This window comes from Bradyrhizobium monzae (assembly GCF_021458635.1).
In the GTDB taxonomy this organism is placed as follows: Bacteria; Pseudomonadota; Alphaproteobacteria; order Rhizobiales; family Xanthobacteraceae; genus Bradyrhizobium.
In genome coordinates this window covers 357,943-383,581 of the sequence record NZ_JAIRDQ010000001.1, presented here as the reverse complement: position 1 = coordinate 383,581, position 25,639 = coordinate 357,943, and the positions used below count along the sequence as shown (strand labels likewise).

The 25,639-nt window shown below is 63.7% G+C and carries 29 protein-coding genes; 12 read left to right on the top strand and 17 right to left on the bottom strand.

What is annotated here, in order from left to right; translation table 11 throughout:
* Nucleotides 1-87: 87 nt before the first annotated feature.
* Complete coding sequence (locus K3F49_RS02020) at nucleotides 88-1,449, bottom strand: hypothetical protein (protein WP_234679088.1); 1,362 nt, start codon at nucleotides 1,447-1,449, stop codon at nucleotides 88-90.
* A 276-nt stretch (nucleotides 1,450-1,725) separates the two neighbouring features.
* On the opposite strand from K3F49_RS02020, the gene cysE reads away from it, so the two are divergent.
* Together cysE and K3F49_RS02010 are read left to right on the top strand one after the other, a co-directional pair.
* A complete protein-coding gene (cysE, locus tag K3F49_RS02015) occupies nucleotides 1,726-2,550 on the top strand; it encodes a serine O-acetyltransferase (RefSeq protein WP_234679087.1) in 825 nt (274 codons plus the stop codon).
* 123 nt (nucleotides 2,551-2,673) lie between these two features.
* The gene (locus K3F49_RS02010) at nucleotides 2,674-2,892 is read left to right on the top strand and encodes a DUF3126 family protein (protein ID WP_007602550.1); all 219 of its coding nucleotides are present in this window, start codon (nucleotides 2,674-2,676) and stop codon (nucleotides 2,890-2,892) included.
* A gap of 212 nt (nucleotides 2,893-3,104) precedes the next feature.
* On the opposite strand, the gene K3F49_RS02005 is transcribed toward K3F49_RS02010, so the two are convergent.
* The gene (locus K3F49_RS02005) at nucleotides 3,105-4,001 is read right to left on the bottom strand and encodes a LysR family transcriptional regulator (RefSeq protein ID WP_234679086.1); all 897 of its coding nucleotides are present in this window, start codon (nucleotides 3,999-4,001) and stop codon (nucleotides 3,105-3,107) included.
* Between the two features lie 202 nt (nucleotides 4,002-4,203).
* On the opposite strand from K3F49_RS02005, the gene K3F49_RS02000 reads away from it, so the two are divergent.
* Nucleotides 4,204-4,938 carry an SDR family NAD(P)-dependent oxidoreductase gene (locus K3F49_RS02000; RefSeq protein WP_234679085.1) on the top strand — a complete coding sequence of 245 codons (735 nt, stop codon included), beginning with the start codon at nucleotides 4,204-4,206 and terminating at the stop codon, nucleotides 4,936-4,938.
* Between the two features lie 41 nt (nucleotides 4,939-4,979).
* Nucleotides 4,980-5,582 (top strand): NADPH-dependent F420 reductase, encoded by a 603-nt coding sequence (locus K3F49_RS01995; protein WP_234679084.1) that lies wholly within the window; start codon nucleotides 4,980-4,982, stop codon nucleotides 5,580-5,582.
* Between the two features lie 69 nt (nucleotides 5,583-5,651).
* On the opposite strand, the gene K3F49_RS01990 is transcribed toward K3F49_RS01995, so the two are convergent.
* Nucleotides 5,652-6,371 (bottom strand): hypothetical protein, encoded by a 720-nt coding sequence (locus K3F49_RS01990; RefSeq protein ID WP_234679083.1) that lies wholly within the window; start codon nucleotides 6,369-6,371, stop codon nucleotides 5,652-5,654.
* Between the two features lie 224 nt (nucleotides 6,372-6,595).
* Between K3F49_RS01990 and K3F49_RS01985 the strand changes: the two genes are divergently transcribed.
* Both K3F49_RS01985 and K3F49_RS01980 read left to right on the top strand, forming a co-directional pair.
* Nucleotides 6,596-6,925, top strand: a complete 330-nt coding sequence (locus tag K3F49_RS01985; RefSeq protein WP_027536204.1) for a DUF6949 family protein — start codon at nucleotides 6,596-6,598, stop codon at nucleotides 6,923-6,925.
* Nucleotides 6,926-7,012: 87 nt separating this feature from the next.
* The gene (locus tag K3F49_RS01980; protein WP_234679082.1) at nucleotides 7,013-7,543 is read left to right on the top strand and encodes a gamma carbonic anhydrase family protein; all 531 of its coding nucleotides are present in this window, start codon (nucleotides 7,013-7,015) and stop codon (nucleotides 7,541-7,543) included.
* A 74-nt stretch (nucleotides 7,544-7,617) separates the two neighbouring features.
* Here the strand turns inward: K3F49_RS01980 and K3F49_RS01975 are convergent, their stop codons facing one another.
* On the bottom strand, nucleotides 7,618-7,848 hold the full coding sequence (locus K3F49_RS01975; RefSeq protein ID WP_234679081.1) for a hypothetical protein: 231 nt from the start codon (nucleotides 7,846-7,848) through the stop codon (nucleotides 7,618-7,620).
* Nucleotides 7,849-7,982: 134 nt separating this feature from the next.
* Here K3F49_RS01975 and K3F49_RS01970 point away from each other — a divergent pair, with 134 nt between their 5' ends.
* Nucleotides 7,983-8,372, top strand: a complete 390-nt coding sequence (locus K3F49_RS01970; RefSeq protein ID WP_234679080.1) for a hypothetical protein — start codon at nucleotides 7,983-7,985, stop codon at nucleotides 8,370-8,372.
* 218 nt (nucleotides 8,373-8,590) lie between these two features.
* Here K3F49_RS01970 and K3F49_RS01965 read toward each other — a convergent pair whose 3' ends face one another.
* The 6 genes from K3F49_RS01965 to K3F49_RS01940 form a co-directional block, all read right to left on the bottom strand.
* The gene (locus K3F49_RS01965; protein WP_234679079.1) at nucleotides 8,591-9,085 is read right to left on the bottom strand and encodes a hypothetical protein; all 495 of its coding nucleotides are present in this window, start codon (nucleotides 9,083-9,085) and stop codon (nucleotides 8,591-8,593) included.
* Nucleotides 9,086-9,327: 242 nt separating this feature from the next.
* Nucleotides 9,328-10,059 (bottom strand): aspartate/glutamate racemase family protein, encoded by a 732-nt coding sequence (locus K3F49_RS01960; protein WP_234679078.1) that lies wholly within the window; start codon nucleotides 10,057-10,059, stop codon nucleotides 9,328-9,330.
* A gap of 5 nt (nucleotides 10,060-10,064) precedes the next feature.
* The gene (locus K3F49_RS01955) at nucleotides 10,065-10,943 is read right to left on the bottom strand and encodes an ABC transporter permease (RefSeq protein ID WP_234679077.1); all 879 of its coding nucleotides are present in this window, start codon (nucleotides 10,941-10,943) and stop codon (nucleotides 10,065-10,067) included.
* 3 nt (nucleotides 10,944-10,946) lie between these two features.
* Nucleotides 10,947-11,906: an ABC transporter permease gene (locus tag K3F49_RS01950; RefSeq protein WP_234680555.1), complete on the bottom strand. Its 960-nt coding sequence runs from the start codon at nucleotides 11,904-11,906 to the stop codon at nucleotides 10,947-10,949.
* Entirely contained in the window at nucleotides 11,906-13,195 is a 1,290-nt protein-coding gene (locus tag K3F49_RS01945; protein WP_234679076.1) for an ABC transporter substrate-binding protein, read from the bottom strand. The genes K3F49_RS01950 and K3F49_RS01945 overlap by 1 nt, the downstream gene beginning before the upstream one ends.
* Before the next feature lie 43 nt (nucleotides 13,196-13,238).
* Complete coding sequence (locus K3F49_RS01940) at nucleotides 13,239-14,225, bottom strand: ABC transporter ATP-binding protein (RefSeq protein WP_234679075.1); 987 nt, start codon at nucleotides 14,223-14,225, stop codon at nucleotides 13,239-13,241.
* 264 nt (nucleotides 14,226-14,489) lie between these two features.
* Here K3F49_RS01940 and K3F49_RS01935 point away from each other — a divergent pair, with 264 nt between their 5' ends.
* The 3 genes from K3F49_RS01935 (at nucleotide 14,490) to K3F49_RS01925 (ending at nucleotide 17,094) form a co-directional block, all read left to right on the top strand.
* On the top strand, nucleotides 14,490-15,197 hold the full coding sequence (locus K3F49_RS01935) for a GntR family transcriptional regulator (protein WP_234679074.1): 708 nt from the start codon (nucleotides 14,490-14,492) through the stop codon (nucleotides 15,195-15,197).
* Nucleotides 15,198-15,491: 294 nt separating this feature from the next.
* Nucleotides 15,492-15,728, top strand: coding sequence for a hypothetical protein (locus K3F49_RS01930; RefSeq protein WP_234679073.1), 237 nt, complete (start codon nucleotides 15,492-15,494; stop codon nucleotides 15,726-15,728).
* A 25-nt stretch (nucleotides 15,729-15,753) separates the two neighbouring features.
* Nucleotides 15,754-17,094 carry a metal-dependent hydrolase family protein gene (locus K3F49_RS01925; RefSeq protein WP_234679072.1) on the top strand — a complete coding sequence of 447 codons (1,341 nt, stop codon included), beginning with the start codon at nucleotides 15,754-15,756 and terminating at the stop codon, nucleotides 17,092-17,094.
* Between the two features lie 117 nt (nucleotides 17,095-17,211).
* On the opposite strand, the gene K3F49_RS01920 is transcribed toward K3F49_RS01925, so the two are convergent.
* The 5 genes from K3F49_RS01920 to K3F49_RS01900 all read right to left on the bottom strand — a co-directional run bounded on the left by K3F49_RS01920 (nucleotide 17,212) and on the right by K3F49_RS01900 (nucleotide 22,538).
* Complete coding sequence (locus K3F49_RS01920; protein ID WP_234679071.1) at nucleotides 17,212-17,838, bottom strand: transglutaminase-like cysteine peptidase; 627 nt, start codon at nucleotides 17,836-17,838, stop codon at nucleotides 17,212-17,214.
* A 331-nt stretch (nucleotides 17,839-18,169) separates the two neighbouring features.
* Nucleotides 18,170-18,781, bottom strand: coding sequence for a PilZ domain-containing protein (locus K3F49_RS01915; protein WP_027536189.1), 612 nt, complete (start codon nucleotides 18,779-18,781; stop codon nucleotides 18,170-18,172).
* Between the two features lie 69 nt (nucleotides 18,782-18,850).
* Nucleotides 18,851-20,017 (bottom strand): MFS transporter, encoded by a 1,167-nt coding sequence (locus K3F49_RS01910; protein WP_234679070.1) that lies wholly within the window; start codon nucleotides 20,015-20,017, stop codon nucleotides 18,851-18,853.
* A 52-nt stretch (nucleotides 20,018-20,069) separates the two neighbouring features.
* On the bottom strand, nucleotides 20,070-21,293 hold the full coding sequence (locus tag K3F49_RS01905; RefSeq protein WP_234679069.1) for an MFS transporter: 1,224 nt from the start codon (nucleotides 21,291-21,293) through the stop codon (nucleotides 20,070-20,072).
* Between the two features lie 306 nt (nucleotides 21,294-21,599).
* A complete protein-coding gene (locus tag K3F49_RS01900; protein ID WP_234679068.1) occupies nucleotides 21,600-22,538 on the bottom strand; it encodes an acyl-CoA desaturase in 939 nt (312 codons plus the stop codon).
* Between the two features lie 190 nt (nucleotides 22,539-22,728).
* Between K3F49_RS01900 and K3F49_RS01895 the strand changes: the two genes are divergently transcribed.
* Nucleotides 22,729-23,880, top strand: coding sequence for a zinc-binding dehydrogenase (locus K3F49_RS01895; protein WP_234679067.1), 1,152 nt, complete (start codon nucleotides 22,729-22,731; stop codon nucleotides 23,878-23,880).
* Nucleotides 23,881-24,037: 157 nt separating this feature from the next.
* Complete coding sequence (locus K3F49_RS01890) at nucleotides 24,038-24,550, top strand: hypothetical protein (protein ID WP_234679066.1); 513 nt, start codon at nucleotides 24,038-24,040, stop codon at nucleotides 24,548-24,550.
* An 11-nt stretch (nucleotides 24,551-24,561) separates the two neighbouring features.
* Here K3F49_RS01890 and K3F49_RS01885 read toward each other — a convergent pair whose 3' ends face one another.
* The gene (locus K3F49_RS01885) at nucleotides 24,562-24,915 is read right to left on the bottom strand and encodes a cupin domain-containing protein (protein ID WP_234679065.1); all 354 of its coding nucleotides are present in this window, start codon (nucleotides 24,913-24,915) and stop codon (nucleotides 24,562-24,564) included.
* Between the two features lie 73 nt (nucleotides 24,916-24,988).
* Nucleotides 24,989-25,531, bottom strand: coding sequence for a hypothetical protein (locus K3F49_RS01880; RefSeq protein ID WP_234679064.1), 543 nt, complete (start codon nucleotides 25,529-25,531; stop codon nucleotides 24,989-24,991).
* Between the last annotated feature and the right edge of the window lie 108 nt (nucleotides 25,532-25,639).

Here is a 25,639-nt window from a genome sequence, read left to right as displayed (position 1 = left end):
CGTCGTCCGTGGAGCATGATCCGGAAAAGTGTGCAGCGGTTTTCCGAAAAGATCATGCTCAAACAACAACCCAAAGCGCGATTCATCTCATCGCGCTTTGGACTCGTCGTCGCCGATCGATCGGAACAGCGCCATCAGCACCACGAAGGTCGCAACCCACACCATGCGTGCGCCATAGCGGTCGTGTGGCCCTGAGATGATGCCACAGATGAAGGCGTTGCCGAGCAGGGCCAGCGTCACGGTCGCGGCGAGCAGCGTCAGATCGTCCAACCGTCGCTGGGCGAGCGCGTGTCCGAGCAGCGCGAGCAGTCCCAGCATCGAGGCCAGCGCGACCGGCACGTGCAGCCAATTGATGTAGCTGAAATCGAGGCCCCATTGCTGCTGCCGCGCCGCGCGCATCGCAGCCACTTGCGCCGGGATGTAGTGCTCGATGATGCCGTAGGTATGGGGAATCCAGCCGCTGGTGCCTTCGCCGGTCGCGACATGCAGCAATTGCTGCCCCATCGCGCGCAAGGCCGCCTCGACCTGCCAGGCCGGATAGGCCGCGAGCGATTGCACGACGATGGTGCCCATTTCGTCATTCATGCCGTCAAAGCGGCCGAGCGTGTTGAACATGCTGTGGCCCCACAGGAACTCGTCGGCGGTCGGCGGCAGCTTGTTGCGATAGGGACAGAGCTTGAAGTTTTCGCGCGGGCAGTGGTCGTTGAGAAAACGCGCGACGATGCCGTCCTGCATCATGCGGCCGAAGGCGACGCCGGTGCCGCCGGGCGTCCAGGCCCATTTGCCCGACAGTGCATGGTTGGCCGACACCAGCATCAGGCCCCCCGCGACAATGGTCAGGCTCGCCTGCACCAGTCCGGCCATCGGGAGACGACGCCCGAGCAACGGCCGCATCATCCAGCCGGCGGCGCAGAGCCCGAACAGCACGCCGAGGGTGGCGCTGTGGGTCGCCGCGGCAAAGGCGGTGAAGCCGAACAGCGAGACTTTTTCGAGCGCTGAGGTCCGGCTTGCGCCGACGATCAGCAGGAACAGCGACAATATCGACAGCCCCGCAAAGATGTCGGTGAGCAGCATGCTGGCGAGCCAGGGCAGGGCGGTTGACAGGATCAGCAGCAGGCTGATCGCGACGAAGCGGAATGTCTGCATCAGCCCCAGCACGCGCAGCGTCAGCTGCAACAGCCACAGCGTCGACAGCGACTGGAGCGCGAGGTTGATCCAGAAGCCGAAATTCTCGCCGTAATGCAGATAGAGGCCGAACACGGTGGACCGGCTGGGGACGAGATAACCTTCGTACCAGCGCGCCAGATAGCCGCCGGTATCCCATTGCAACAGCGGATAGCCATTCCAGAACGCAGGCCCGATCATGAGGAGGGGCAAAGCCACCGCCGCCAGCCGCAGCCAAAACGACCCGGCAGCGCGGGCGCGCAAACTATCGGTGGTGATGCTCAAATCCGCTCCCGTCCCCAACAGACCATGACCGCAATAACGCTCGGGACGAAATTCACCAATAGTTTGACGCCACCCGGCTTGAATTTGGCGAGACTCTGACCATTTCAAGCCGACCTTGCCGCCTGGGGGCGTTCCGAGAAACTGTTGCGTTTCAATGCGTTGGGTTGCTTTCGCGGGGCAAGGCACTGTTCACTCTCAGGCAAGCCCGCCGGGACTTTGTCGCCTAGACTGTGTTATAGAGCCAGCCAAACGAGCCAATTCGAAAGAGCAGATCCCATGGCAGTGCATCAGGTCAATCCGGGAGGAAAGCTCGCAACGCTCGATCCGATCTGGGAACGGATCCGCGGCGAGGCGGAGGACATCGTCCATCGCGAGCCCGAGCTTGCGACCTTCATCTATTCGACGGTGCTGCATCACAGCCGCCTGGAAGATTCGGTGATCCATCGGGTCGCCGACCGGCTCGATCATGCGGCGCTGTCGGGCGACCTCGTACGCCAGACCTTTGACGAGGCGCTGCGCGACGACCCCGATCTCGGCAACGCCTTCCGCGCCGATCTCGTCGCCGTCTACGACCGCGATCCCGCGACCTCGCGCTTCATCGATCCCTTGCTCTACTTCAAGGGCTTCCATGCGATCCAGACCCATCGCCTCGCGCACTGGCTCTATCTGAAGGGCCGCAAGGATTTTGCCTATTACCTCCAGAGCCGTGCGTCGGCGGTGTTCCAGACCGACATCAATCCCGCCGCGCGCATCGGCCGCGGCATCTTCCTCGACCACGCCACCGGCTTCGTCTGCGGCGAGACGGCGGTGATCGAGGACGACGTCTCGATCCTGCACGGCGTCACCCTCGGCGGTACCGGCAAGGAGAACGAGGACCGTCATCCGAAGATTCGCCATGGCGTCCTGATTGGCGCCGGCGCAAAGATTCTCGGCAACATCGAGATCGGCCATTGCGCGCGCATCGCGGCCGGCTCGGTCGTGGTCAAGCCTGTGCCGCACAATGTCACGGTCGCGGGCGTGCCCGCCAAGATCGTGGGCGAGGCCGGCTGCGCCGAGCCGTCGCGCACCATGGACCAGATGATCAACGCGATGGGGCTTTAGGCTCGCCAGTTAAGGGCCGGATTTTCCGGCCCTTTTCGTCCCCAAATTCTTTGCCAATTCATGCTGGCGGTTCGCAGCGTCTCGTCCTAAAACCCGCCGACCAATTTTGATCGGAGACTTGCCGTGGACGTCAAAGAAGTCAGAAAGTTAGATGCGTATTTGAAGCGCGTATTCGGCAATCCCAAGATCCGCGTCGTGCCGCGGCCGAAGAAGGATGACTCCGCCGAGGTCTATATCGGCGAGGAGTTCATCGGCGTGCTCTTCGTCGACGACGAGGACGATGATCGCTCGTTCCAGTTCCAGATGGCGATCCTGGAAGACGATCTGGTCGATCAGGAATAATTCGGCGCCGTCATCGCGAGCGGAGCGTCCAGAACCTGCTCACGCCGTGCTGCGTCCGAGGGCGCGCATCGGAAATCGAGGCGCGCTCTTTCCACATCGTCATTGCGAGCGGTCATCGACGTCGCCACCGCTCGTAGCTCGCTAACGAATTCGGCGATTGCTGAGTTTCGCCTTTCGAATGATTCCAGATAACCACCGGCTCTCGCCGCACGTCAGCCGCGCGATATGGACAGGCCCGCGAGAAGCGGAGCGTATGCGGCGAGCCTGCGGGATACGAACTCCGTGAAGAGCCGCACGCGCTTGGTCTTGCGTGTCTCCCCCTTTGTGAGGAGCCAAACCGTTCCGTACATGTGCAGGTCGGTACCCGGCACCCTCACCAGCAGGGGATCGGCATCTCCGACGAAGCACGGCAGTGTCGTGATCCCGAGCCCTTGCTGTACAGCAGCGATCTGCGCCCCGGCGTCCGAGGTCCTGAATGGAACCCCGTTGGTACGAACCTCACCCTCGCTGGCCCAATCCGGAATTCCATGAATGCTGATGACGATCCACCGGACGGGATCAGGCACGTCCGCACGCCACGCGGCTAGTCGATCCCTGGACATGTAGACGCCGCCGAACAGCTCCGGTCCCTTCATGCCGTGAAGATTGAGCGGCAGGGTTTTGCGGTCGTAGACGACGCGGATCGCGACGTCGGCCTCTCGGTTGGTCAGGTTTGCCAGCTCGCCGGACGACAGGATATCCATCTCGATGTCCGGATGCAGACGCGCGAAATCGGCGAAGTCCGGCATGAGCAGGTGGGTTGCGAGGGGCGGCGCCAGCGTCACCCGCAGAAGCCCGCGCACGCTCTGGTCGCGCCCGAAGACGCGTGTCTCCAGCAGGTGCGACGATGCTTCCATCTGGTCCGCGAACTCGAGGACCTCCTCGCCCGCAGCCGTCAGGCGGTAGCCTGAAGGCAGCTTTTCGAACATGTGGACCCCGAGGCGTTCCTCGAGCTGGGCGATGCGTCGCAGCACGGTCGCGTGGTTCACCCCGAGGCGCTCGGCGGCAGCCCGCACCGAGCCTCCGCGCGCGACGGCAAGAAAATAGCGAACGTCATCCCAGTCGATCATGGTGCAATCCCGCACCGCGCGGTGCGCCTTTCCGAGCCTCTATCTAGCACGTCGAACAGCACCGCGGCTGGCGTCAGTCGTTCAGCCGGATCGATTTCGCACCACCGATGTGCGCGCTTCTGCACTCAACGCCTGACGCCTGCAGACCCATCTCGAGGTTCTCGGGGGCAGATGCTGTCCCGACACCACGAAAGGAAAAGTCTTGGGAAAGCTTGAAGGCAAGGTTGCAGTCATCACGGGTGGATCGAGCGGCATGGCGCTGGCGAGCGCCAAGCGGTTCGTTGAAGAAGGGGCTTACGTTTTCATCACGGGCCGGAGGCAGGAGGCGCTCGACGAGGCCGTCAAGCTGATTGGCCGGAACGTGACCGGCGTGCGAGGCGACGCGGCCAATCTCGACGACCTCGACCGTCTGTTCGACACGGTCAAACGGGAAAAGGGCAGGATCGACGTCCTATACGCGAGCGCCGGCATGGGTGAAGCCGTCCCACTGGGCGAGATTACCGAGCAGCATTTCGATGCGGCCTTCGGCCTGAACACGCGCGGCACGCTGTTTACGGTTCAGAAGGCGTTGCCGCTGTTTCGCGATGGCGGATCGATCTTCATGACCGGGTCGGTTGCTTCGGTGAAGGGTTTTCCTGGCTACGGCGTGTATGCGGCGAGCAAGGCGGCGTTGCGCTCATTCGCACGCACCTGGCTCAACGAACTGAAGGGCAGGAATATCCGGGTGAACGTGTTGAGCCCGGGGCCGATCGCCACGCCGATGCAGGACCAGGTTCTCACCGAGGAGGCGAAGCGGATGTTCGAATCCCTGATCCCGCGGGGAAAGATGGGTCGCCCTGAGGAAATTGCGGCGGTCGCGCTGTTTCTTGCGTCGGACGATTCCAGCTTCGTGAACGGGGTGGAGCTGTCTGTCGACGGCGGCTTCTCGGCCATCTGAAAGGCCGGGGAATCAATATCAACACGGATCGGAGAAATATGATGAGCTATGCGATTGTAGGATTCGGTGCGGTAGGACAGGCCTTCGCCCGCGCTTTCGCCCGTAAAAACATCGACGTGACCGTCGCGAGCCGCCGGCCGCCCGAGGCGTTGGCGCCGCAGGCTCGGGCGATTGGACCCGGGGTCGTCGCCAAGTCGCTGCGGGATGCACTCGAGGCCGACACAATCATCCTGGCGGTCCCGTTCGGGGAGCATCGCGCGGTTGCGAAGGCCCTGCCGAGCTGGGAAGGCAAGACAGTCATCGACGCGACGAACGCGTTTGGCGTTCGCCCTGAAGAGCTGGACGGCCTCCCGTCCTCCGCCTTTGTCGCGAGGGCGTTCACCGGCGCCAAGCTCGTGAAAGGTTTCAATCACCTGGCTGCGGCCGTCCTGGCTGCCGATCCGATCGTCGAGGGTGGGCACCGGGTCGTCTTTCTGTCTGGTGACGTCGAGGACGCGATCGCTCCCGTGGCGGCCCTGGCCAAACAACTCGGGTTCGCACCGGTCAAGCTGGGAAAACTCAGCGAGGGCGGCGCGCTGGTGCACGCACGCGGCCGCATTTGGGGCCCGCTCATCTTCCAGGACGTGTTCAAGAAGGAGCAGTAATCGATCTACGACCGGAGCTCGCCATTGCAGGCCGACAAAGTCCCTGCAGCGGCAGCAGAGCGGCCGTGCTCAGCCCTTCGGTCCGCGCAACTGCGTCGTCAATTTCTCCATCGCCTCCGCCACGTCGCGCCATTGCGACAGCCAGCTGCGCGGAAAGCGGAAGGTGAGGTCGGCGCCGCCGACGCGGCGCTCGGACAGGCACATGCCGGGCGTGGCTGCATCGCGCGTGCAGCGCGCCGTCAGCGCGGGGCTGGTCGCTGAATAGAGGTCCTCGCTGCCATAGGGCGTGTCGGCGCGGAACGTCCGCACCGTCAGCCCGTCGTCTGGCGTCGCCGTGGCCTGGTCGAAATAGCGCGGATAGATCGTCGCAGTTCGCTGCTCGGGCGAGAGCGCATCGTGATGCGCGGCGATCGACAGGAAGACACGGTCGATCGGCTGCATCGCCGTGTCCACCGTATCGGCCGTCACGTGCCGCGGCCCGTTCGGCGCTTCCAGCGAGGGATAGAGGAAATCGAGATCGATGCGCTCCTGCGGACCGGAGTGCCGCTGGATCTTCATCCGGATCGCCGGGATCGGCAGGTTGAACAGCGTGCCGCCGACGCTGACCGGCAGCTTGTCCGGCGCGTCCGCACCGCCCGCGCTCCAGGTCGGCCACAACAGATAGGCAACCAGCGCGATCGCGCTCGCTGCGAATGCGCCGGTGAGCGCCAGCGGCACGAGATGCGTCCGGGCGCGCGTCCTTGCGCTTGTCCTGGAAGAGCGCGGAGAGCTTGCCGAAAACACCGTCATGACGTCGTGCAAATGGTCCCGGAGGTCGGCCGGTGGCCGACGAATCACCGGCGAATATGCCACGCGGCGGCGAGTTCGCGGAAGGTTCCCAGCTACCAGGATCGGAGGAGGGCCCTGCGTGAACCGGGCGGCAACGTTAACCTTCGCTTAAGGATAATGTAGCGTTAACCGGCACTATTTGTCACAGGAAAGCTCCTCGCGTTGCGTATGGGCGGACTGTTCCGATGACACCTGAAGCTTTCAACACGCTCTTCTCGATCTGCATCGGCTTCGCGCTCGCGGGCGCGCTCGCAAATGGATACCAGGCGATGTCGCAGAGGCCCGCAGGCTTCGGGCTGTTGCAGGAGGGCGTGGCCCCCAGGACGTTTGCGGCGGTGCCGTTCCTGGTGTTCGCGGCGCCCTTCATCATCATGCGCAACACGCTGCGCGGCATGCGGCTGGAAAGCCGCCGCTTCGAGTTCGTGATGATGGCGACCGTCATCGCCGGCTTCTGGAGCATGATGAGCGGCACCTTCTTCCTGATGACGTTGCGCGCGACCGGCGTGCTGGGCTGACGCCTTGCAGGGCTGCATGGCGCGGCGGCCCTTTGCCTCCGCGACGTCGTTTCGCTATGGCTGGGGTTGACGCGACAGGAGACCTCCATGGCGATCTACGAGCTCGACGGGCAGGCGCCCGATCTTCCCTCTGACGGCAATTACTTCATCGCGGAGACTGCTACCGTGATCGGCCGCGTGCGCCTGAAGCCGGGCGCGAGCGTCTGGTTCGGCGCGGTGCTGCGTGGCGACAACGAGTGGATCGAGATCGGCGAGGGCGCCAACGTGCAGGACGGCTCGACCTGCCACACCGATCTCGGCTTTCCCATGGTGATCGGCAAGAACTGCACCGTCGGCCACAACGTCATCCTGCACGGCTGCACCATCGAAGAGGGCGCGCTGATCGGCATGGGCTCGATCGTGATGAACGGCGCGAAGATCGGCCGCAACAGCATCGTCGGCGCCGGCTCCGTCATCACCGAGGGCAAGGAGTTTCCCGAACGCTCGCTGATCATCGGCTCGCCCGCGCGCGTGATCCGCACGCTCGACGACGCCCAGGTGCAGAAGATGGGAAGTGCGGCGCGCTTCTACGTCGGCAATGGTCCGCGCTTCAAGAAGGGCCTGAAGCGGATCGGCTGAGCTCAGCCGCCTTCAGCCTCGCGGGCTTCCATCGCGCGCTGCGCGTTCGCCGTCTGCAAAGGGATCGCGATCCGTCATCTTGCTTTTACCTTTCTGGTTCTGGAGCGCGCCCTTGGTTTCTCCGCCTCGCGGTCCAGTCGTGCGCTCTTGCGCAAGGCGTCCCTGAGGTCGATCGGGATGCCGTGCTTCTTCAGGAGGTCGGCGAAGGCTTCGTCCGCAAGCTCCTGAAACGTCGCCATCCTGTCGCGCCCCAATTGCTTCAGCTTGTCGAACGTATCCTCGTCGAACGCGATCAGTTTGCGCATGATCGTTTCTGCCTCCCTGTTTCAAGCTGATTGCTCGCGTGGAAGTGAGCCATCCCGCCTATCATCAATGATCGAGTGACATTAGCTTGGCCTCTCTTTGGAGTGTGGACGGTTTCCACGCGGAGGATGAGTTGATGTTACGCAAGATGATCATGGCCGCACTGGCCGTCGCGGCAGTCGGTCTCGCAGCGCCTCAGACGGCGCAAGCGAGGGGCGGTTTCGGCGGTGGCGGCCATATCGGCGGCGGCCATTGGGGCGGCGGCGGTGGCTGGGGCCATGGTGGCTGGGGTCATGGCGGCTGGGGCCATGGCTGGCACGGCGGCGGCTTCTGGCCCGGTGTCGCAATCGGTGCCGGCATCGCGGGCGCCGGCTATTACGGAGCTTATGGCTATGGCTACGGCGACCCCTATTATTACGGCGCCGGCTACGACGATGGCGGCTACGGCGCGCAGTGCTATCTCGTGCGGAAGCGGGTCATGACGCAATGGGGCTGGCGCGTCCGTCGCGCTCAGGTCTGCGAATAGGGCTGAGACCAAGCGCGGGTGCCTGGCCGAGGCACCCAAATACCGCGGCAGTAAAAAACAAGGCCGTTGACGCAGTATACCGTCAACGACCTTGCCAGCCCCGGATATTAAAATCGGCTCACGCCATCCGGTATGGGCGAGCATCGCGCGGAATCATACGGACGAATGTGATCCATTTCACAAGTGGCAAAAATAAAAGACGTCTGCCCGGGATCCAATCAGCTGCGAGCGCGTTTGCGCGCGCTGGCGTGGACGCGGTGACGCGCCGGTTTCCTTGAGGTAACCGAGGGCGTATCCGCCTCGGTGGAGCGGACGCTGGCAAAGGATTGCCGCAAGCCGTCAATGGACTCGTTGAGATTGGCGACCTGGTCCGACAGGCGCTTGGTGTCGGCCTGCTGCGAGGCGAGCAGCTTCTTCATGGTCAAAAGCTGGTCCTGGACCACTTGGAGCTGGTCGATCGATTCCTGCTGGGTCGCTTCCAGCCCCTTGGTCTTCTCGACGAGCTGCTCGGAGGCCTGCGCCGTGCGCGCCTGAAGCTGCCGCGACGCGACCACGCGGTCGGTCTCAGGCGCTGTGCCGGTATAGGCGCGCCAGATCGCGATCGAGGTGACGCCGGCGATCAGCAGCAGCAGCGCTGCAGCCGTCAACGCGATCGGCTGGGCACCGAGACGGAGGAGGGGATTGGACCGTGTGTCCTCTGCGAGATCGATCATCGCTGACAAAACCCAAACTGAAACTTGGTGAGTGGCGAAGAGCGGCAGCACAAGAACGCAGAACGAGGCGGCGTCCCGAAAGCGTTACAGTTCGGCAACAAATGGGACGAAAAGGTGGCCGCCGCTGGAAAAAGCGCAATTGACCCAAGGCGACGCTCTGGCGGGCGGGGTCGGCACGCCCAAACGAAGTCCCTCTCCTGGCCGAAATCAGGTTGAGCGGAGAGTATCAGGGTACGGGAAGCTTACGGTTGGAACGGCGCAAACGGGCCTGAATAGGTCTTCGAACGCGGTGCCGCATAGGGGCCGCGCCGGGAGGTCGTCAGCGCAAGCCGCACCAGTCCCTCCGCCAGCGTCACCGCAGCCGCAACGCCGTCGACCACCGGCAGGCTATGGGTGGCTGAGAGCTCGGCTGCGAGATCGGCCATGCCGGCGCATCCCAGCACGATGGCCTCGGCGCGGTCGTCGCGGATCGCGGCCGTGATCTCCGTGGAGATTTTGGCAAGGGCGTCTGCATTGCGTTCCTCGAGCGCTAGCACAGGGACCTCGGCGGCCCGGACGCGGGCGCAGCGCTCTGCAAGGCCATACTTCCGCAAATTATGCTCGATCGGCACGATGGAGACGCTGAGCGTTGTCACCACCGCAAAGCGCGCCGCGATCAGGCTCGCGACGTGGAAGCCGGCTTCGCCGATGCCGATCACCGGCGCTTTCGCCGCCGCACGCGCAGCGTCGAGGCCGGTGTCGTCGAAGCAGGCGATGACATGCGCGTCGGCGCCGTCGCGGTCAGCGTCGCGGATGCAGCCGAGCATGCCGGGGACGGCGAAGGCTTCGTCGTAAAACCCCTCGATCGAGACCGGCCCCATCGTGGGCTGGCGCGCATCGATCACCGTATCGGGCAGCGCGATCGCGCGCGCCGCCGCGGCGACTTTCGCCGTCATAGCTGCAGTGGTGTTGGGATTGACGACGTGCAGTCGCATCGCAGTTAGACGAGCCCTTTGCCGGCGTCCGAGCCCTTGGCCGCCTGCCGCTTGTTGAGCATGTGGATGGTGCCGAGCGCAAGCGTGATCACCGCGAAGGACACCGCGGAGATGATGGTGCCGAGTGCATAGATGTCCGGGTTCGTCACCGTCGTGGTGAGGCCCTGGAGGTCGAGCGGCAATGTATTCACCGCGCCGATCGCCTGGCTGGAGCGCGCGAGTTCGTCCCAGGACAGCGTGAAGCCGAACAGGCCGATGCCGATCACCGAAGGCAGGATGATCGGCAGCACGACGTGACGGAAGGCCTGCCACGGCGTCGCACCGAGATCGCGCGCGGCTTCCTCGAGTCGGGGATCAAAGCGGTTGAAGATCGCAAACATGATCAGGAGGCCGAACGGCAGCGTCCAGGTCAGATGCGCGCCGAGCCCGGAGGTGAGCAGGCCCATCGAGGTCTCAAAATTCTCGTTCCAGTGTGCCTTGATCAAATCGTCGATGATGCGGAATTCGAGCGAGATCCCCAGTGACGTGATGATCGAGGGAACGATGAGGCTCGCGATCGCCGAGTAGAACAGGATGCTTTGCGCTTTGAACTTCCGGCGGAAAGCCATGCCGGCGGCGACCGACAGCACGACGGTGACCGCCATCACGATGACGCCGAGCAGCAGCGAGCGGCGGAAGGCCGCGCCGAGATCGACGATGCCGGTGCCCTGGAACAATTTGGCCAGCCAGAAAGTCGACACGCCATTCATCGGGAAGGTGAGGCCGCCTTGCGGACCCTGGAACGACAGCACGTAGATCGCGATCATCGGGCCGTAGAGAAACAGCACATAGGCCGCGAAGAAGATCGCGAGCACGTAGAATGAGCGCGGGCGTCCTTCCTTCATCGCCTACAGCTCCTTCTTGATGTCGACGATGCGCGACATCATGGTGATGATCAGGAAGGTGATGACGAGCAGGATCACGGCATTGGCGGCCGCGGCCGGGAATTGCAGCGCGTTCACCCGTGTCTCGATGATCTTGCCGGCAGCCGCGATCTGCTGGCCGCCCATCACGCCGATGGTGATGAAATCGCCCATCACGATCGTGATGACGAAGATCGAGCCGATCACGATGCCGGGCTTGGCGAGTGGAATGATGACGTTGACCAGCGTCTGGAATCCGGTCGCGCCGGCATCATAAGCCGCCTCGATCAGCGACTTGTCGATGCGGATCATCGAATTGAAGATCGGCACCACCATGAAGAAGGTGAAGAGGTGAACCAGCGCCAGCACCACGGAGAATTCGGAGAACAGCAGCCATTCGATCGGCTGGCCGATCAGGCCCGTCTTCATCAGGCCGGAGTTCACCAGGCCGTTGCGCCCGAGCAGCGGGATCCAGGCGATCATGCGGATGACGTTGGAGGTCCAGAACGGGATCGTGCACAGCAGCGACAGTCCCATCTGCCAGGTCTTGGACTTGACGTGGAAGGCGAGAAAATAGGCGACCCAGAAGCCGATGAAGAGCGTGATGGCCCAGACCAGGAAGCACAGCTTCAGCGTCTTCAGATAGGTCTTGGCGATGGTGCAGAGATCGGGCAGCTGCGCGATGCAGCCTTCGAACGTGTCGGTGTAGCCGCGGCCCGAGAAGGCCGGCAGCAATTGATATTCGTTGTAGTCCCAGAAGGAGACGATGACGACGAAGACGAGCGGGATCAGGAAGAAGGCGAGAAACACCAGCATCATCGGCCCGGCCTGAAGCCAGGAGATGAAGGAGGGCGACAGGCGCGCCGCTTTTGCAGGGCGCGCCGTCTCCGATCCCCGGACGAGGTCCGGGGCTGGCTGTTGCAGGATGTCTTCCGACGTGTCCATCACGCCGCGATGAACTCGTTCCACTTGCGGACCATGTAGTCGTTCTCGTCCATCACGGCGTTCCAGCAGGCGACGCCGCCCATGCGGTCCTCGTAGGAGCCGCCATCGCGCACGGAGCCTGCCTTCTCCAGCAGCGAGCCGTCGGGCGCCTTGATGTCCTTCTCGGCCGCCTTGCCTTCCATCCAGTAAGCCCACTCGTAGGGCTCCATGTTGGCTTTCGCGGTCGAGAGCACGGCCGAGTAGTAGCCCTGGCGGTTGAGATATGCGCCGGCATAGCCGGACAGGAACCAGTTCACGAACTCATAGGCCCAGTCGAGCTTCGGACCCGAGACGCCCTTGGAGACGCAGAAGCCCGAGGCCCAGGAGCGATAGCCTTCCTTCAGCGGCTGGAAGGTGCAGGCGATGCCCATCGAGCGCACCTTCGTCACCGCCGGCGACCACATCGACTGGATGACTGTCTCACCCGAAGCCATCAGATTGACGCTCTCGTTGAAGTCCTTCCAGAACGCACGGAACTGGCCGGCTTTCTTGGCCTCGGTCATCACCTTCATGGTGAGATCGATCTCCTCCTTGGTCATGTTGCCCTTGTCGGCATATTTGTACTTGCCGGTGGCTTCCACGACCATTGCGGCATCCATGATGCCGATCGAGGGGATGTTGAGGATCGAGGCCTTGCCCTTGAACTCGGGGTTGAGCAGTTCGGCCCAGGAACTGATCGGGCGCTTGATGATGTCGGGGCGGATGCCGAGCGTGTCGGCGTTGTAGACGGTCGGGATCAGCGTGACGAACTCGGTCGCCGTCTTGGAGAAGGTCTTGGAATCCTTGCCTTCGAGATAGAGCACCTTCCAGGGCGCCGTGCCCTGGCCGCCGATCTTCTTGCCGCCAGGCGTCTCGCCCTTGGTGAAGACGGGCGTGATGTTGTCGAATTCCTTGATCTTCTTGGCGTCGAGGGCAAGGATGTTGCCCGACGGCACGATCTTCTTCAGCGAGAAATATTCGGTATCCAGCACGTCGAAAGAGTTCGGCTGGGTCATCACGCGCTTGGTCACGTCGTCGGTGGTTGCGGTGATGTACTCGATCTTGATGCCGGTGTCTTTCAGGCACTGTTTGGAGATGTCGTCACCCTCGTTCACGGCGGTGCCGAGATAGCGCAGCACCTTCGGCTCGGCCGACATCACGTAAGGGAAGCCGGTGATGGCACCGGAGCCGGCGGCGAGGCCGGCGAGACCTGCGGTGCTCTTGAGTAGCGTACGGCGGCTGACGCCGGTCTTTCTGGTAGTCTCGGTCATTCCAGTCACTCCTCTGTGTTGCGCATTTTCTACGATGACGGCGCTATTGCAGACGTTGCGCCTTGGCGGGATCCCAGGTGACCAGCACGCGGTCGCCAGGACGGAAGGGGTGGACGTCGAAGGTGGCTTCGGGAACGTGGGCGAACAGGGCGCTGCCGTCGTCGAGCGTGAGCGAGACGGCGACGTAGGAGCCCTGGTACTCGGTCTGGGTCAGCAGCGCCGGTGCGCCGAACGCGCCTTCAGTGACCGGCTTGATGCCGAGCTGATCGGCGCGCACGGCGATGAGGTTGCCGGCGTCGCTGAGGACGTTGTGGCCGCCGATGAAACGCGCCACGAATTCGGTGCGGGGATGGTGGAAGATGTCGCGGGCCGTGCCCTGCTGCTCGATCCTGCCCTGGTTCATCACCACGATGTGGTCGGCGAGCGCCATCGCCTCTTCCTGGCCGTGGGTGACCTGGATGAAGCTGATGCCGAGCTCGCGCTGCAGCCGCTTCAGCTCGCCGCGCATCTTTACCCGCAGGAACGGATCGAGTGCGGACAGCGGCTCGTCGAGCAGGAGGATCTGCGGCTCGGTGATCAGGGCGCGGGCGAGCGCGACGCGCTGCTGCTGGCCGCCGGAGAGCTGGGCCGGCAGCCGCGCCGCATAGGGCGTCATGGCGACGAGCTCAAGCAATTCGCCGGCGCGCTTGTGCCGCGTCGCACGGTCGACGCCGCGCATTTTCAGGGCAAACGCAACATTGTCGAGCACGCTCAGGTGTGGAAACAGGGCGTAAGACTGGAACATCATCGCCGTGCCGCGCTTGGCCGGCTCGAGATCAGTGACGTTCTGCGGACCCAGGATGATGTCGCCCTCGCTGACCGCCTCGTGGCCCGCGATCATGCGCAGGGTCGAGGTTTTGCCGCAGCCGGAGGGGCCGAGCAGGCAGCAATAGGTCCCGGCGGGAATCTTCAGATTGACGGTGTCGACCGCCAGCGTCGTGTCATAGCGCTTGGTGACGGCGACCAGTTCGAGAGCGGCGGGAGTGGCCATGGCGTGTCCGCGAGAGGGGCGATGTTCCCTCTCTCCGCAAGGTCCGTGCCAACAGCGCAAATTTGGTCGAATTTAGAAACTGTGCAGCGGAGTCAGGTCGTTAGATCGAATCCGGCCGAGTTTGTGCGGCGCACGGGGCGGCAGGGATATGCACACGAAATGGGCGAAGATTGTATAAAGTTTCGCCTGTGATTGGATACAGCTCGTCGACTACCATCGGACCGAACGTCGCGACTGCGCCCTCAAACCCAGCTCCTCGAACGAATGGCCGCCAAATCCCGCCCGAAATCCGATGCCCCCGACGTGAGCGATCGCGTCAGCCGGATCAGGGAGGGCGTGACCGCGGCGATCCTCGAGCATCGCCTGCTGCCGGGCACCAAGCTCGGCGAAGACGAGATCGGCGAGATCTACGGCGCGAGCCGCACGCTGGTCCGCACTGCGCTGCAGCAGCTCGCGCATGAAGGCATCGTCAACATCGAGAAGAACCGTGGCGCCTTCGTCGCGCGCCCGACACCGGCGGATGCCCGCGAGGTGTTCGAAGCGCGCCGGCTGATCGAGCCCACCATCGTCGATCACGCTGTCGACGCCGTCTCGCCAGTCTGGCTCAATCGCCTTCAGCAGCATCTTGCTGAAGAGCGCGAGGCCGAGCTGCGTGGCGATGCGCGCGCCTCGGTCCGGCTCTCCGGCGACTTTCATCGGCTCATCGCGGAGATGAGCGGCCACAGCATCTATCTCGGCTTCCTCAAAGAGCTGATCGCGCGCTCCTCGCTGATCATCCTGCTCTATCGCCGTCACGACACGCCGGCCTGCGGCACTGATCATCACGCCGAGATCGTCACCGCGATCCGCAAGCGCGACAAGCAGGCCGCGCGCGCACAGATGCTGTCGCATCTGAACGAGATCGAGGCTGAGCTGTTTCTGAAGGATCCCGCCGCCGACGAGCTGCGGCTCGCGGACGTGTTGGGCGCGTAATTCAATCGCACGGCGGGCGACGCCGCTGCGATCTTTCGTTGATCTCGCTTTCAGCCGAACATTTGCCATTTGATGATAGTTCGCCACACACGCGACAGCGGCACTTACGCATTTGCCGCAAATTCCCGATTCATCGCGCGATCATTGCATTTTGGATGGAGCCGTATGGCAGGGCTGCAAAATCGCCTTGTGGTTGAAAATTGACTCGCCTTGGTCGGCGGAATCAACTGACCGCAAGCGTCGAGTTCTAGAACGGAGCCGACATGCATTGAATCCGTTCTGCGGAGTGGTGCCGTGGCGCGACCTCTGGCTGACGAACGAGAGACGGCCTATGTCGCGACCGGCCATTTGCTCGGTGACGACACCGTGCAGTCGCTGGTCAACGAGGTGTGGCGACGCTTCAAATCAATTCGCGATGGCGAGAATTCACAGGTCTATCCGGCAATTTCCCGAGCGGCTCTGGCGCTCGGAATGTTGCTCGGCATCGGCTGGCTGACGTTCGCGTGGCGGCCCGTGGCTGGGACTGCATAACAACGTAGCGGGGCGGAGACTGAATATGTTGGGATTGAAAGTGCGGGCCGGGCTCGCGGTGCTGCTTGCAGTGTTTCTCTGTAGCGCGTCGCCAGCGCCGGCCCAGCAGGACCATGCCGTCCTATTCCGCAACGTCAAGATTTTCGACGGCAAGAACGCGACGCTCTCGGCCGCGTCCAACGTCCTCGTCAGGGATGGCAAGATCGAGAAGATCTCGACCGCGGACATTGCGGCGACCGGCCAGGTCATCGCCGGCGGCGGCCGGGTGCTGATGCCGGGGCTGATCGATGCGCATTGGCACGCAATGCTGGTGCGCCCGACGCCGATGGCGGCGCTTGCCGGCGATGTCGGCTACAACAACCTGCTCGCCGCCAGCGAAGCGACCGCAACGCTGATGCGCGGCTTCACCACCATACGTGACATGGGTGGGCCGACCTTTGGCCTGAAGCAGGCCATCGACGAGGACCTCGTCGCCGGTCCGCGCATCTATCCGTCCGGCGCCATCATCACCATCACCGGCGGCCATGGCGACTTCCGCCAGCTGTCCGACCTGCCGCGAACGATCGGCGGCATGCTCAGCCGCATGGAGCGGATTGGTGGCAGCATGGTGGCCGACAGCCCGGACGAGGTGCGCGTGCGCGCGCGCGAGCAGCTGATGCAGGGGGCTTCCCAGGTCAAGCTCACCGCGGGCGGCGGCGTGGCCTCGCCCTTCAGCCCGTTGGACGTCTCGACCTTCACCGAGCCCGAGCTGCGCGCCGCCGTCGAGGCCGCCGACAATTGGGGCACCTACGTTGCCACGCACGCCTATACCCCGATCGCGATCCAGCGCTCGATCGCAGCTGGCGTGAGATGTATCGAGCACGGCCATCTCATGGACGAGGCGAGCGCCAAGCTGATCGCGGAGAAGGGGATCTGGCTCAGCACCCAGCCGTTCCTGGATATGTCCATGGGTGCCGGGCTCGGGCCGGCGGAGCAGGACAAGCTGCGGCAGGTGGTCGGCGGCACGGACCGTGTCTATCAGCTGGCAAAGAAATACCACATCAAGACCGCGTTCGGCACCGACGTCCTGTTCTCGCCGGCGCTGGCGGAGAAGCAGGGCTCGATGCTGGCCGCGCTGACGCGCTGGTACACACCGGCCGAAGCGCTGGCCATGGCGACGTCGACCAACGCGGAATTGCTGAGCCTGTCCGGCCTGCGCAATCCCTATCCCGGCAAGCTCGGCGTCGTCGAGGAGGGCGCGCTCGCCGATCTCCTGCTGGTCGACGGCAATCCGCTCGACAACATCGCTCTCGTCGAGGCTCCCGCGAAGAATTTCGTGGTGATCATGAAAGACGGCAAGGTCTACAAGAACATCCTGCCGCACTGACAGCGTGTCTCAAAAAAGTTGCGGCCAGCCATTGGGGGATGGCTGGCCGCGCGCGAACCGGTCTGGGACGGGGAGGGGTGGGGATGTGACCGGGTCGCGTAACTCGTTGTCTCGTTCCTACTGATCTCTTGCGCTGGCGGTGGAGACCGCCGGCTTGGTATCGCCGAGCGAAACCCAGACGTTGGGATCGGCCTGCGACTGTCGCTTGACGAAGCGGTAGCCGGTCTCCGTCCAGGCAACGACGCTCTCGTTCTGGTTGTCGAGAACGAACTCGCCCTTGTCGGTCTTCACCGTCAGCACCGCGTGTCCTTCGCCCTTCTTGTCGCGCACGACGGTGATGAGCAGGGCCTCGCGCGGCCAACCGGCATCAATCAGCATCTTGCGCTTCATCAGCACGTAGTCTTCACAGTCGCCGTAACCGTCGGTCGGCAGCGACCACTTCTCGATCACGCCCCAGTGGTCCTGGTCGGTCAAAGGCTTGACGGTCTCGTTGACCCAGCGATTGACCTTGGTCAGGTCGCGCCACGCGGTCTGCGACATCACGATGTCGCGCGGCTGCGTCGGCCCGCTCTGACACTGGGCGGCATTCTCTGCACAAAACTCGACCCAGCCGATCGGTGCACGCGTGGTGTCACCGAGGCTCGCGTAGAGCAGACGGCTTTCACCGGCCTGCGCTGCCGCGCTGATCCCGAAGAGCATGGCAGCAAGTGCCAATGCCTTCCCCTGTCCCCTGAAGTCCAACATTGCGGCCCCCGTTTCTTGTTGGGACCACATTGCGCACGGAGCTTTTGAGTTGGCGCTAAGTCAGCCAAGTCAAGTCGAGACGAATACAAGTAAAAGGCGCGGCGAATTCGATTTATACTTGAAGAAAATTCGACTAAAATTTGATAATACTGCAATTGATTCAAATTGTAGGGATTAACGCAGCAAACGCTGGCGGAACTGCTGCTTGCACGCTCAGGCAGCCCACGCGTTAACCGGGCGCGAGACCGCAGCCGGACGCGAAAAAGGCGGCGTCCGCATCGCGGAGGCCGCCTTGAGCTTGGAAAAGCAGCGGTTTTGGCGCGCTTTCGCTTTACCGCGCGGTAACGCTCTCTTCGAGAGTCTCGATCGGCTGCGAGTGCAGGAACTCCAGCGCGAAGCCGTCTTCGAGGTTTCGGACCACCCGGCCCTGGACCCGGCCGAGCAGAACCGTCGATTTCAGCGGCGGGCGGTTCTCTGCGGCGATGGCCGCGCCGGACAGCGAGAGGTCGATGATACGGCAGGTCATCTTGGTGCCGTCCTCGAGCGTCAGCACCGCGATAGGGTTGCGCGGCACGATACGGTCGTGGCGGCGGTCTTCCGGAAGGTTGAGGATGTCGCGGTTGGCGAGCCAGGTCAGCTGGGCCGCGAGCTTGTCGCGCTTGCGCGGCGTGGCGCCCACCGTCATGGCAAAACCGTTGTCGATGATCCGGGTGATCTTGCCCTCGACCCGGCCGATATGGTCGAGATAGGCGACCACGCGGTCGCCGACATTGCCGATGCCGGGTGCGAGCAGCGCGAGCCCGCCGGGCGACATGTTGATCACCTGGCAGGGGAATTCACGGCGATCCGGCAGCATGTATCGGCCGAGCAGGTGAACCTTCACCCGCTGGAAACGCCGACGTTCCTCGGCGGCCGGAAGAAATTTTTTGTTCGCCAACGCCATTTTCACTACCCGACCCCCCGCCCGGGCGGAGTCCGCCACGACCCTAAGGTGCATAGGGTTAATGCCGCGTTATGATTTGGCGCGCCTATCGCGCACAGAAACAATGCGTTCAAAAAGCCACATCAGCGGCGGGCAGGCCAGGACCGTCAGTGCGCCGAGGTCCAGCGCGACCGCGGCCGTTCCTGCCGATTTGGCCAGCCGCCCCGCTACCGCCGGTCCGAGCATCATCGCGGCATAGAAGAGAGTGTAGAACACGCCCATCCCGATCGCCCTGGTCTCCGGGGCGAGCACGCGGGCGGCCAGGCTCATGATCGGGCCGGCCGGATGGCCGCCGATCAGACCGATCAGGACGAGGATGGTGATGACGGCGTCGGACCGGCTCAGCCAGGCCAGCAGGGCGGCCACCACGACGCTGGCCGCAATCGCCAATATGAAGGGCCGCTTGAAGCGATCGGCGAGGTATCCGCCCGCCGGCACCGAGATCACCGACAGCCACATCACGACGCTGATCGCCGAGCCGGCCGCGGCGATGCTCCAGCCGCGCTCGGCCAGCAAGGAGGGGCCGAACGAGAAGATCATCGCGAAGCCGACATTATAGAGACCCCAGATCGCGCCCGCGACGATCACCGCCAATAGCGCCAGGCGATCGAGCTTGCCTGATCCAGCCGCGCTGACCATTGCGCCCGGCGGCGGCTGATAGAACATGATCAGCGCAACGCCGATCGCGCTCAGTGCACCGGTCGCGATGAACACGGCGCCCGCACCATAGGCGGTGCCGATCGCCGGCAGCACCAACAGCGAGATCGCAACGCCTGCCGGCCAGGAGTTGACGAAGATCGCCATCGCGGTTGCGATCTCCTTGCCGGCAAACCAGTCGGTGCCCATCTTGGTGAGTTGCACCGTCAGCAGCACGCCACCGGCGCCGGAGACCAGCCGGCCCGCCATCTGCAAACCCCAGATCTCGGTGGTCGCCATCACCAGGCTGCCCGCCGTCATCAGCAGCAGCGCCGCGATCGTGGTCGGCTTGTCGCCAAGGGTTCGCCCGATCGCGCCGCCCGGCAGCGCCAGCACCACGCCAGGGGTGAAATAGAGGCCGATCAGGAGGCCGATATCGGCGAGCCCGACGCCAAATGTCTTTTCGAGCAGCGGCGCGACCGCAGCCACGCTCTGGAACTGGAACGCGATGGTGAGGCGAACGACGAACAGGATCGCAAGAATAGCCCAGCGATTGCGCAATGCCTGATCTCCCCAACCCACTTTTCGAGCGTGCGGTCAGGAGGGACGAGAGTCAACCTTCCGTCTTCCGCGTCGCGCGCTGATAGAGCAGACACAGCAGCGCCAACAGCACTGCCGCAGATAGTCCCAGCGACCAATGAATGCCGATTGCCGCTCCGAACACGCCGACGGTGATCCCGCTGAACGCCCTCATGCCAAGTCCCGCCATATTATAGAGACCGACGACGCGACCGCGGATGTCGGGTGGCGCATTCAACTGCACCAACGCCTGCGCCATGGTGTTGAACGACAGCTCGAAGAAGCCGGCACAGAACAGCAGCACGATCGCAACCGGATAGATCCGTACCGCGGCGAAGCCGAACAGCGCCACGCTCCACAGCGTCGCGAGCAGGATCGCGGTGCGCGGCGTGCCCTTCAGGCGTCCCCAGGATTCCAGCGCAATGCCTGCGAGCAGCGCACCGGCGGCGTCGGCTGCGAGCAGTACGCTGTAGGACACGCCGGGATCGCCATGGCCGAGATCGCCGGCAAAGCCCGGCATCTGCGCGTGATAGGCGTTGCCGATCATGAAGGAGGTGAGGCCTGCCAACCACGTCATCGCCGTCAGTACCGGCTGGGTGCCGATCGCGCGCATGGTGTCGACGATGTCCGCAAAGCCGCGCACGGCGAAGCGCCGTACCGCGACGCTGCTGTCGCGCACCGGCGCCCAGAACAGCCACAGCAGCATCGGCAGGTAGAACAGCGTGTTGAAGATGATGCCGTGCGAGGTGCCGAGCGTCAGCATGATGAGACCGCCCACCGCAGGCCCGACCAGAATGCCGAGATAGCGCGCCATCGCATTCAGCCGCACCGCGCTCGGAAGGTCGGCGGGCCCGACGAGATCGTAGAGCAGCAGCTGGTTCGGTGTTTGCCAGAGGACGCCGGCGCAGCCGTGGATCACCAGCAGCAGCATCGCGTGCCACATCTGGATCGTGTCGGTGATGAAGAAGAAACCCCATCCGGCGGAGGCAACAATAAACAGCAGCATGCCGCACTGGATGATGCGGCGCGGATCGAACCGGTCGGCGAGCCCGCCGACCACCACCGAGAACAGCAGGAACGGCAGCCAGTGCGACAGCACGGCAAATCCGCCCAGCGTCGGCGAATGGAATTTCTGGAACACCACCCAATAGCTGATCACGTGCTCGATATTGTCGGCCATCATCGCCAGCACATAGGCGATGAACTGCAACCGGTACGGCACGGACTTCATCGCCGCGAACGATCCGGACGCGGCCATGGGATTTTGCGGGAGGGGGTTCAAGGGGGCACCTGGAAAGAACTGTTGCGGCCATACACGTTCGCTGGCGGGTGCTCAAGACAATTGGGTGTGTGGGACGCCAGCCATGCGTTGGCACCACGAGCTCCGCCGTTATCCTGAGGTGCGCGCTCTTGCGCGCCTCGAAGGATGAGCCGCGAGCGGGGTGTAGCCCATCCTTTCGAGGCTCGCCTTGCGACGCTGGTGCGTCAGGATGACTGTGGAGCTTGTAGCAGGCATGCAGCCAGCGCGACGGGCACGATCGCCTCGGCATCGTGACCGCGATGATCACGCAGCATCGGCGACCCCATCGCGCAGCTCGGCTTCGGTCAGCCGCCGCAAGCCGGGCCGCTCCGGCATATTGTGCGGCGTCCTGACATTCCAGACCAGTCCGACAGCTTCCAGCGACCGGATCAGCCACCAGCCAGGATCGACCTGGCCCGGCAAAAGTCCGAGCTTCGCCGAGCCGGGATAGGCGTGATGATTGTTGTGCCAGTTTTCGCCCATGCTGATCAGTGCGGCAAGGCGGACATTGTATCCCTGCGCGGCAACGCCATCGATAATCCAGACCTGATCGCCCCGGGTATGAGAGAAGTGACCGACCAGCCAGTGTCCGGTCACGCAGACGCTCACGCGCACACAGATGCCCCAAACGACCCAGCCCAGTCCGCCCAGAGCGAAGAAGAGCGCGGCCCACGGCAATTGCTGCAACATCCACGTGCGCTCGACGACGGCGTAGAACCGATCGCCCGCAAGCCGAGGTTCGAGTCTGAAGTCCGGCGGACGGCGCAACACCAGGCGGCAATGCAATTGCCACCACGCATCGCGCCAGAAGCCGGCGTGATGGCGGGAATAGTCGTGGCACGCCGGCTGGCGCTGTGCCCAGTCGCGGAAATCGTGCAGGCGGATCATGCCGAACGGGCCTGCCATGCCGACGAGTGTTCCGAGATAGACGAGGAGATGTTCGAGCCAGAGCGGACAGTCGAAGCTCGCATGAATCAGCTTGCGGTGCATGCCGACGGAATGTCCGGCGCAAAGCGTGACAGCGCTGGTCGCGAGGAAGAGTGCGAGTGCCGACCAGGAGAAGCAGAGCGAGCCAAGCAGAAGGGCGGACGCCGTCATGCCCGCCAGCCACAGCGACTTCCCCGGCGCCCATCGCACGTCTCCGTCCAGCGGATCGGTATCAGGCGCTACAAGAATTCGTTCCGAGCCCGGTCGCGTCTCCATCGATTGATCCTGGCTGAGAGCGGCGCGCCGCGAAAGTCCGAAGCAGGCATCACTCCGGTGCACGCAACCTGCGGACACAACTGCGGCGTGTCAACGCCTGCGTTGGTATTTCCAATGTCGCAGGGCTGTCATAGGCTGATCGCGAGCCCGCACCACCAAAACACAACAAGCGAGCCGCGAGGAAACAGTCATGCAACAGATCCGCGTCTGCACCCACGCCGGACCGGGCTCGGAGCCCGTGATCAAGACCGTGCCGTGGCCGAAGGTCGGCCGCAAGGGTGCGCTGATCAAGATCGGCGCGTGCGGTGTCTGCGGCACCGATCTGCACATCCTGAAAGGTCACTGGCCGAAGCCGCTGCCCTGGCCGTTCACGCTTGGCCACGAGATTGGCGGCGTCATCGTCGAATGCGGCGACGAATTCACCGAGGATTTCATGAGCAAGCCGCTCAAGCTCGGATCGAAGGTGATGATCCCGCCGCTGATGCCGTGCGGCAAATGCTATTACTGCATCCACTATCCGCAGACCGCCAACAAATGCCTGACTCCGGTCTATTACGGCCGCTATCTCGGCTTCGACAAGGCGCCGCACATGTGGGGCGGATGGGCCGAATATGTCTATGTCGATCTCGACATGCTGCCGGGCACCAAGATCTACAAGCTGCCCGACGATATGTCGCTGCGCCTTGGCGCGCTGTCTGAGCCGCTGACCTCCTGCATCCGCGCGTTCAACCGTGCGACCCGCGCCGGCGGCTTCACCTGGGCCGACACGGTGGTGATCCAGGGCTCGGGCCCGATCGGCATTTTGGCGGTTGCGGCCGCCCGCGAGATGGGAGCGGGGCGCGTCATCTGCGTCGGTGCGCCGGAAGAGCCGCGGCTCAAGCTCGCGCGCGAGTTCGGCGCGGAAGCGACCGTGAACATCGAGGAGATCACATCGCCGCAGGATCGTATCGCGCGCGTCCGCGAGATCGTCGGTGGCTTCGGCGCCGATCTGGTGATGGACTGCTCGGGCCATCCGACCGCCGGCCCCGAAGGCATCGAGATGCTGCGTGACGGCGGTACCTATGTCGAGATGGGCCAGTTCACCGACGCCGGTTCGATCGAGACCTCCTGGCACCGCATCTGCACCAAGGACCTCAACGTGCTGGGGTCATGGGGCTTTACCGGCAACGATCTTCCGCTCGGTGTCGACATGCTCTATCGCACCCGCGACAAATATCCCTGGCTGAAGATGCAAACGATCTATCCGTTCACGGAAGACGGCGTCGCGCGAGCCGTGAAGGACGCGATGGCGATGAAGACGGTGAAGTCGACCATCGTGCCGTGGCCGGAATTGGTGGGATAGGCAATGCCGTCCATCGCGATAAATCAGGAGATCCATGCCGAAATCTAAGGTGGGGCAGGGTGACTGCCCCAAAAGTTCCTCAGGGAATCCTCGACTTATTCACGTCGCGGTGAAACTTAGGTCAAGGTTCCGGCTTTCAGTTGGCGGGAGAGTTGTTGTGAAGCGAATCCTGAAACCCGTCACATACGTCCTGGCAGCCATCTACTTCCTGGTGGATGCAGTGTTCATGGCCGTGGCGCGTCCGATCTCGGCTTGGCTTGCGCGGCGTTTCGAATTCAAGCGGCTGCGCGCCTGGATCAAATCGCTGCCGCCTTATCCGTCGCTGGCGCTGTTTTCCGTGCCCGTGATCATTCTGGAGCCGATCAAGCCGTTGGCCGCGTACCTCGTCGCAACCGGCCAGTTCCTCAGCGGTGTGGCGGCGTTTGTCGGTTGCGAACTGCTCAAGCTCGTGCTGGTCGAGCGCCTGTTCCATCTTACGCGCGACAAGCTGATGCGGATTCCGGCATTCGCGTGGGTGTACGGGAAGTTCACCGAGATCAAGGCATGGCTGCAGGCGACCGAAGCCTGGCGCGCCATCCGCGCCTTGAGCCACTCGGCAAAAGATTCTGTGGTGCGGACCAAGGCAAGGCTCGCTGGCAGCTTCAGCAGGCTCGTGACCTCCAAGGATTAGAATCGCACCTTCTATGCGAGCTTGCGCGCTGCGGCGGTGGCCTTGTCGCCTGTGTTCGGCGTGCCCGTCGGCTCAATCAGCATCAGGTGAACCTCCTCGCGGGCCACCGGACGGTGCTCGGCGCCCTTGGGCACGACATAGAGCTCGCCCGGCCCGAGCGTCACGGTGCGGTCCCGCAACTCGATGTCCAGCACGCCTTTCAGGACCAGAAAGAAATCGTCGGTGTCGTCGTGCTTGTGCCAGGTGAATTCTCCCTTCACCTTCACCACCATCACGTCGCAACCGTTGAACGTCGTGACCGTGCGCGGCGACCAGAACTCCTGAAAGGTCGCGAGCTTGTCGGCAAGCGATATGCTGTCGGCCATGTGCTCTCCCGTATTCCGCTCTCGTGAGGCAAGATTTGGGATCGAACGGCCGCCGCGGCAAGACTTGTATCCGTCAACCGGCCGATCCCGCTCCATCGACATCTGAGGAGGCATCAAGCTCACCCGCCTTCACCACCGTCGCGCCCACCACCTTGGTACCCTCCAACTCGCGCACGATGCGTTCATCCGCTCCGACGATGCCGAGATCGAACTCGCGCTCCGGCGTGACGAGGATCATGCGCTGGCCGACAATCACGACGACGGTCATGTCGTTGCGCTCGCCTTCCTCGGCCCAGGCACGGATCTCGCTGGCGTAGGGCTCCTTGCGCCAGGCATTGGGAGAGCCCGGGTCGCAGCGGATCTCGACGCCGTCCTCGGACGTGGTCAGAACCAGCTTGGAGCGGCTCGGCTTCCAGCGCTCGTCCAGGAGGTCGTTGACGAGCCAAAGGCAACTGAAGCTTTCGCATTCGGCAGGCCGGTTGGCGTAGATCGCGCAGCCGCGGCCGGGCTTGCAATGAGCGCACCAGATGCCCGTCGGCTTGGCGAGCGCCTCGATCGCCATTACCTTGCAGCAAAGCGTGCAGTCGCCGCACTGACGTCGGCCCGACGAGGTCATGGATGCATCCCTGGCACCTCCGATCGCGCACAATTTAGACGAGATGACCGCAAAAGTCCGCCGTTTCAGCCCAAAAGCGCGTTGGAGGCGTCAAAGCGGGCCAAAAAT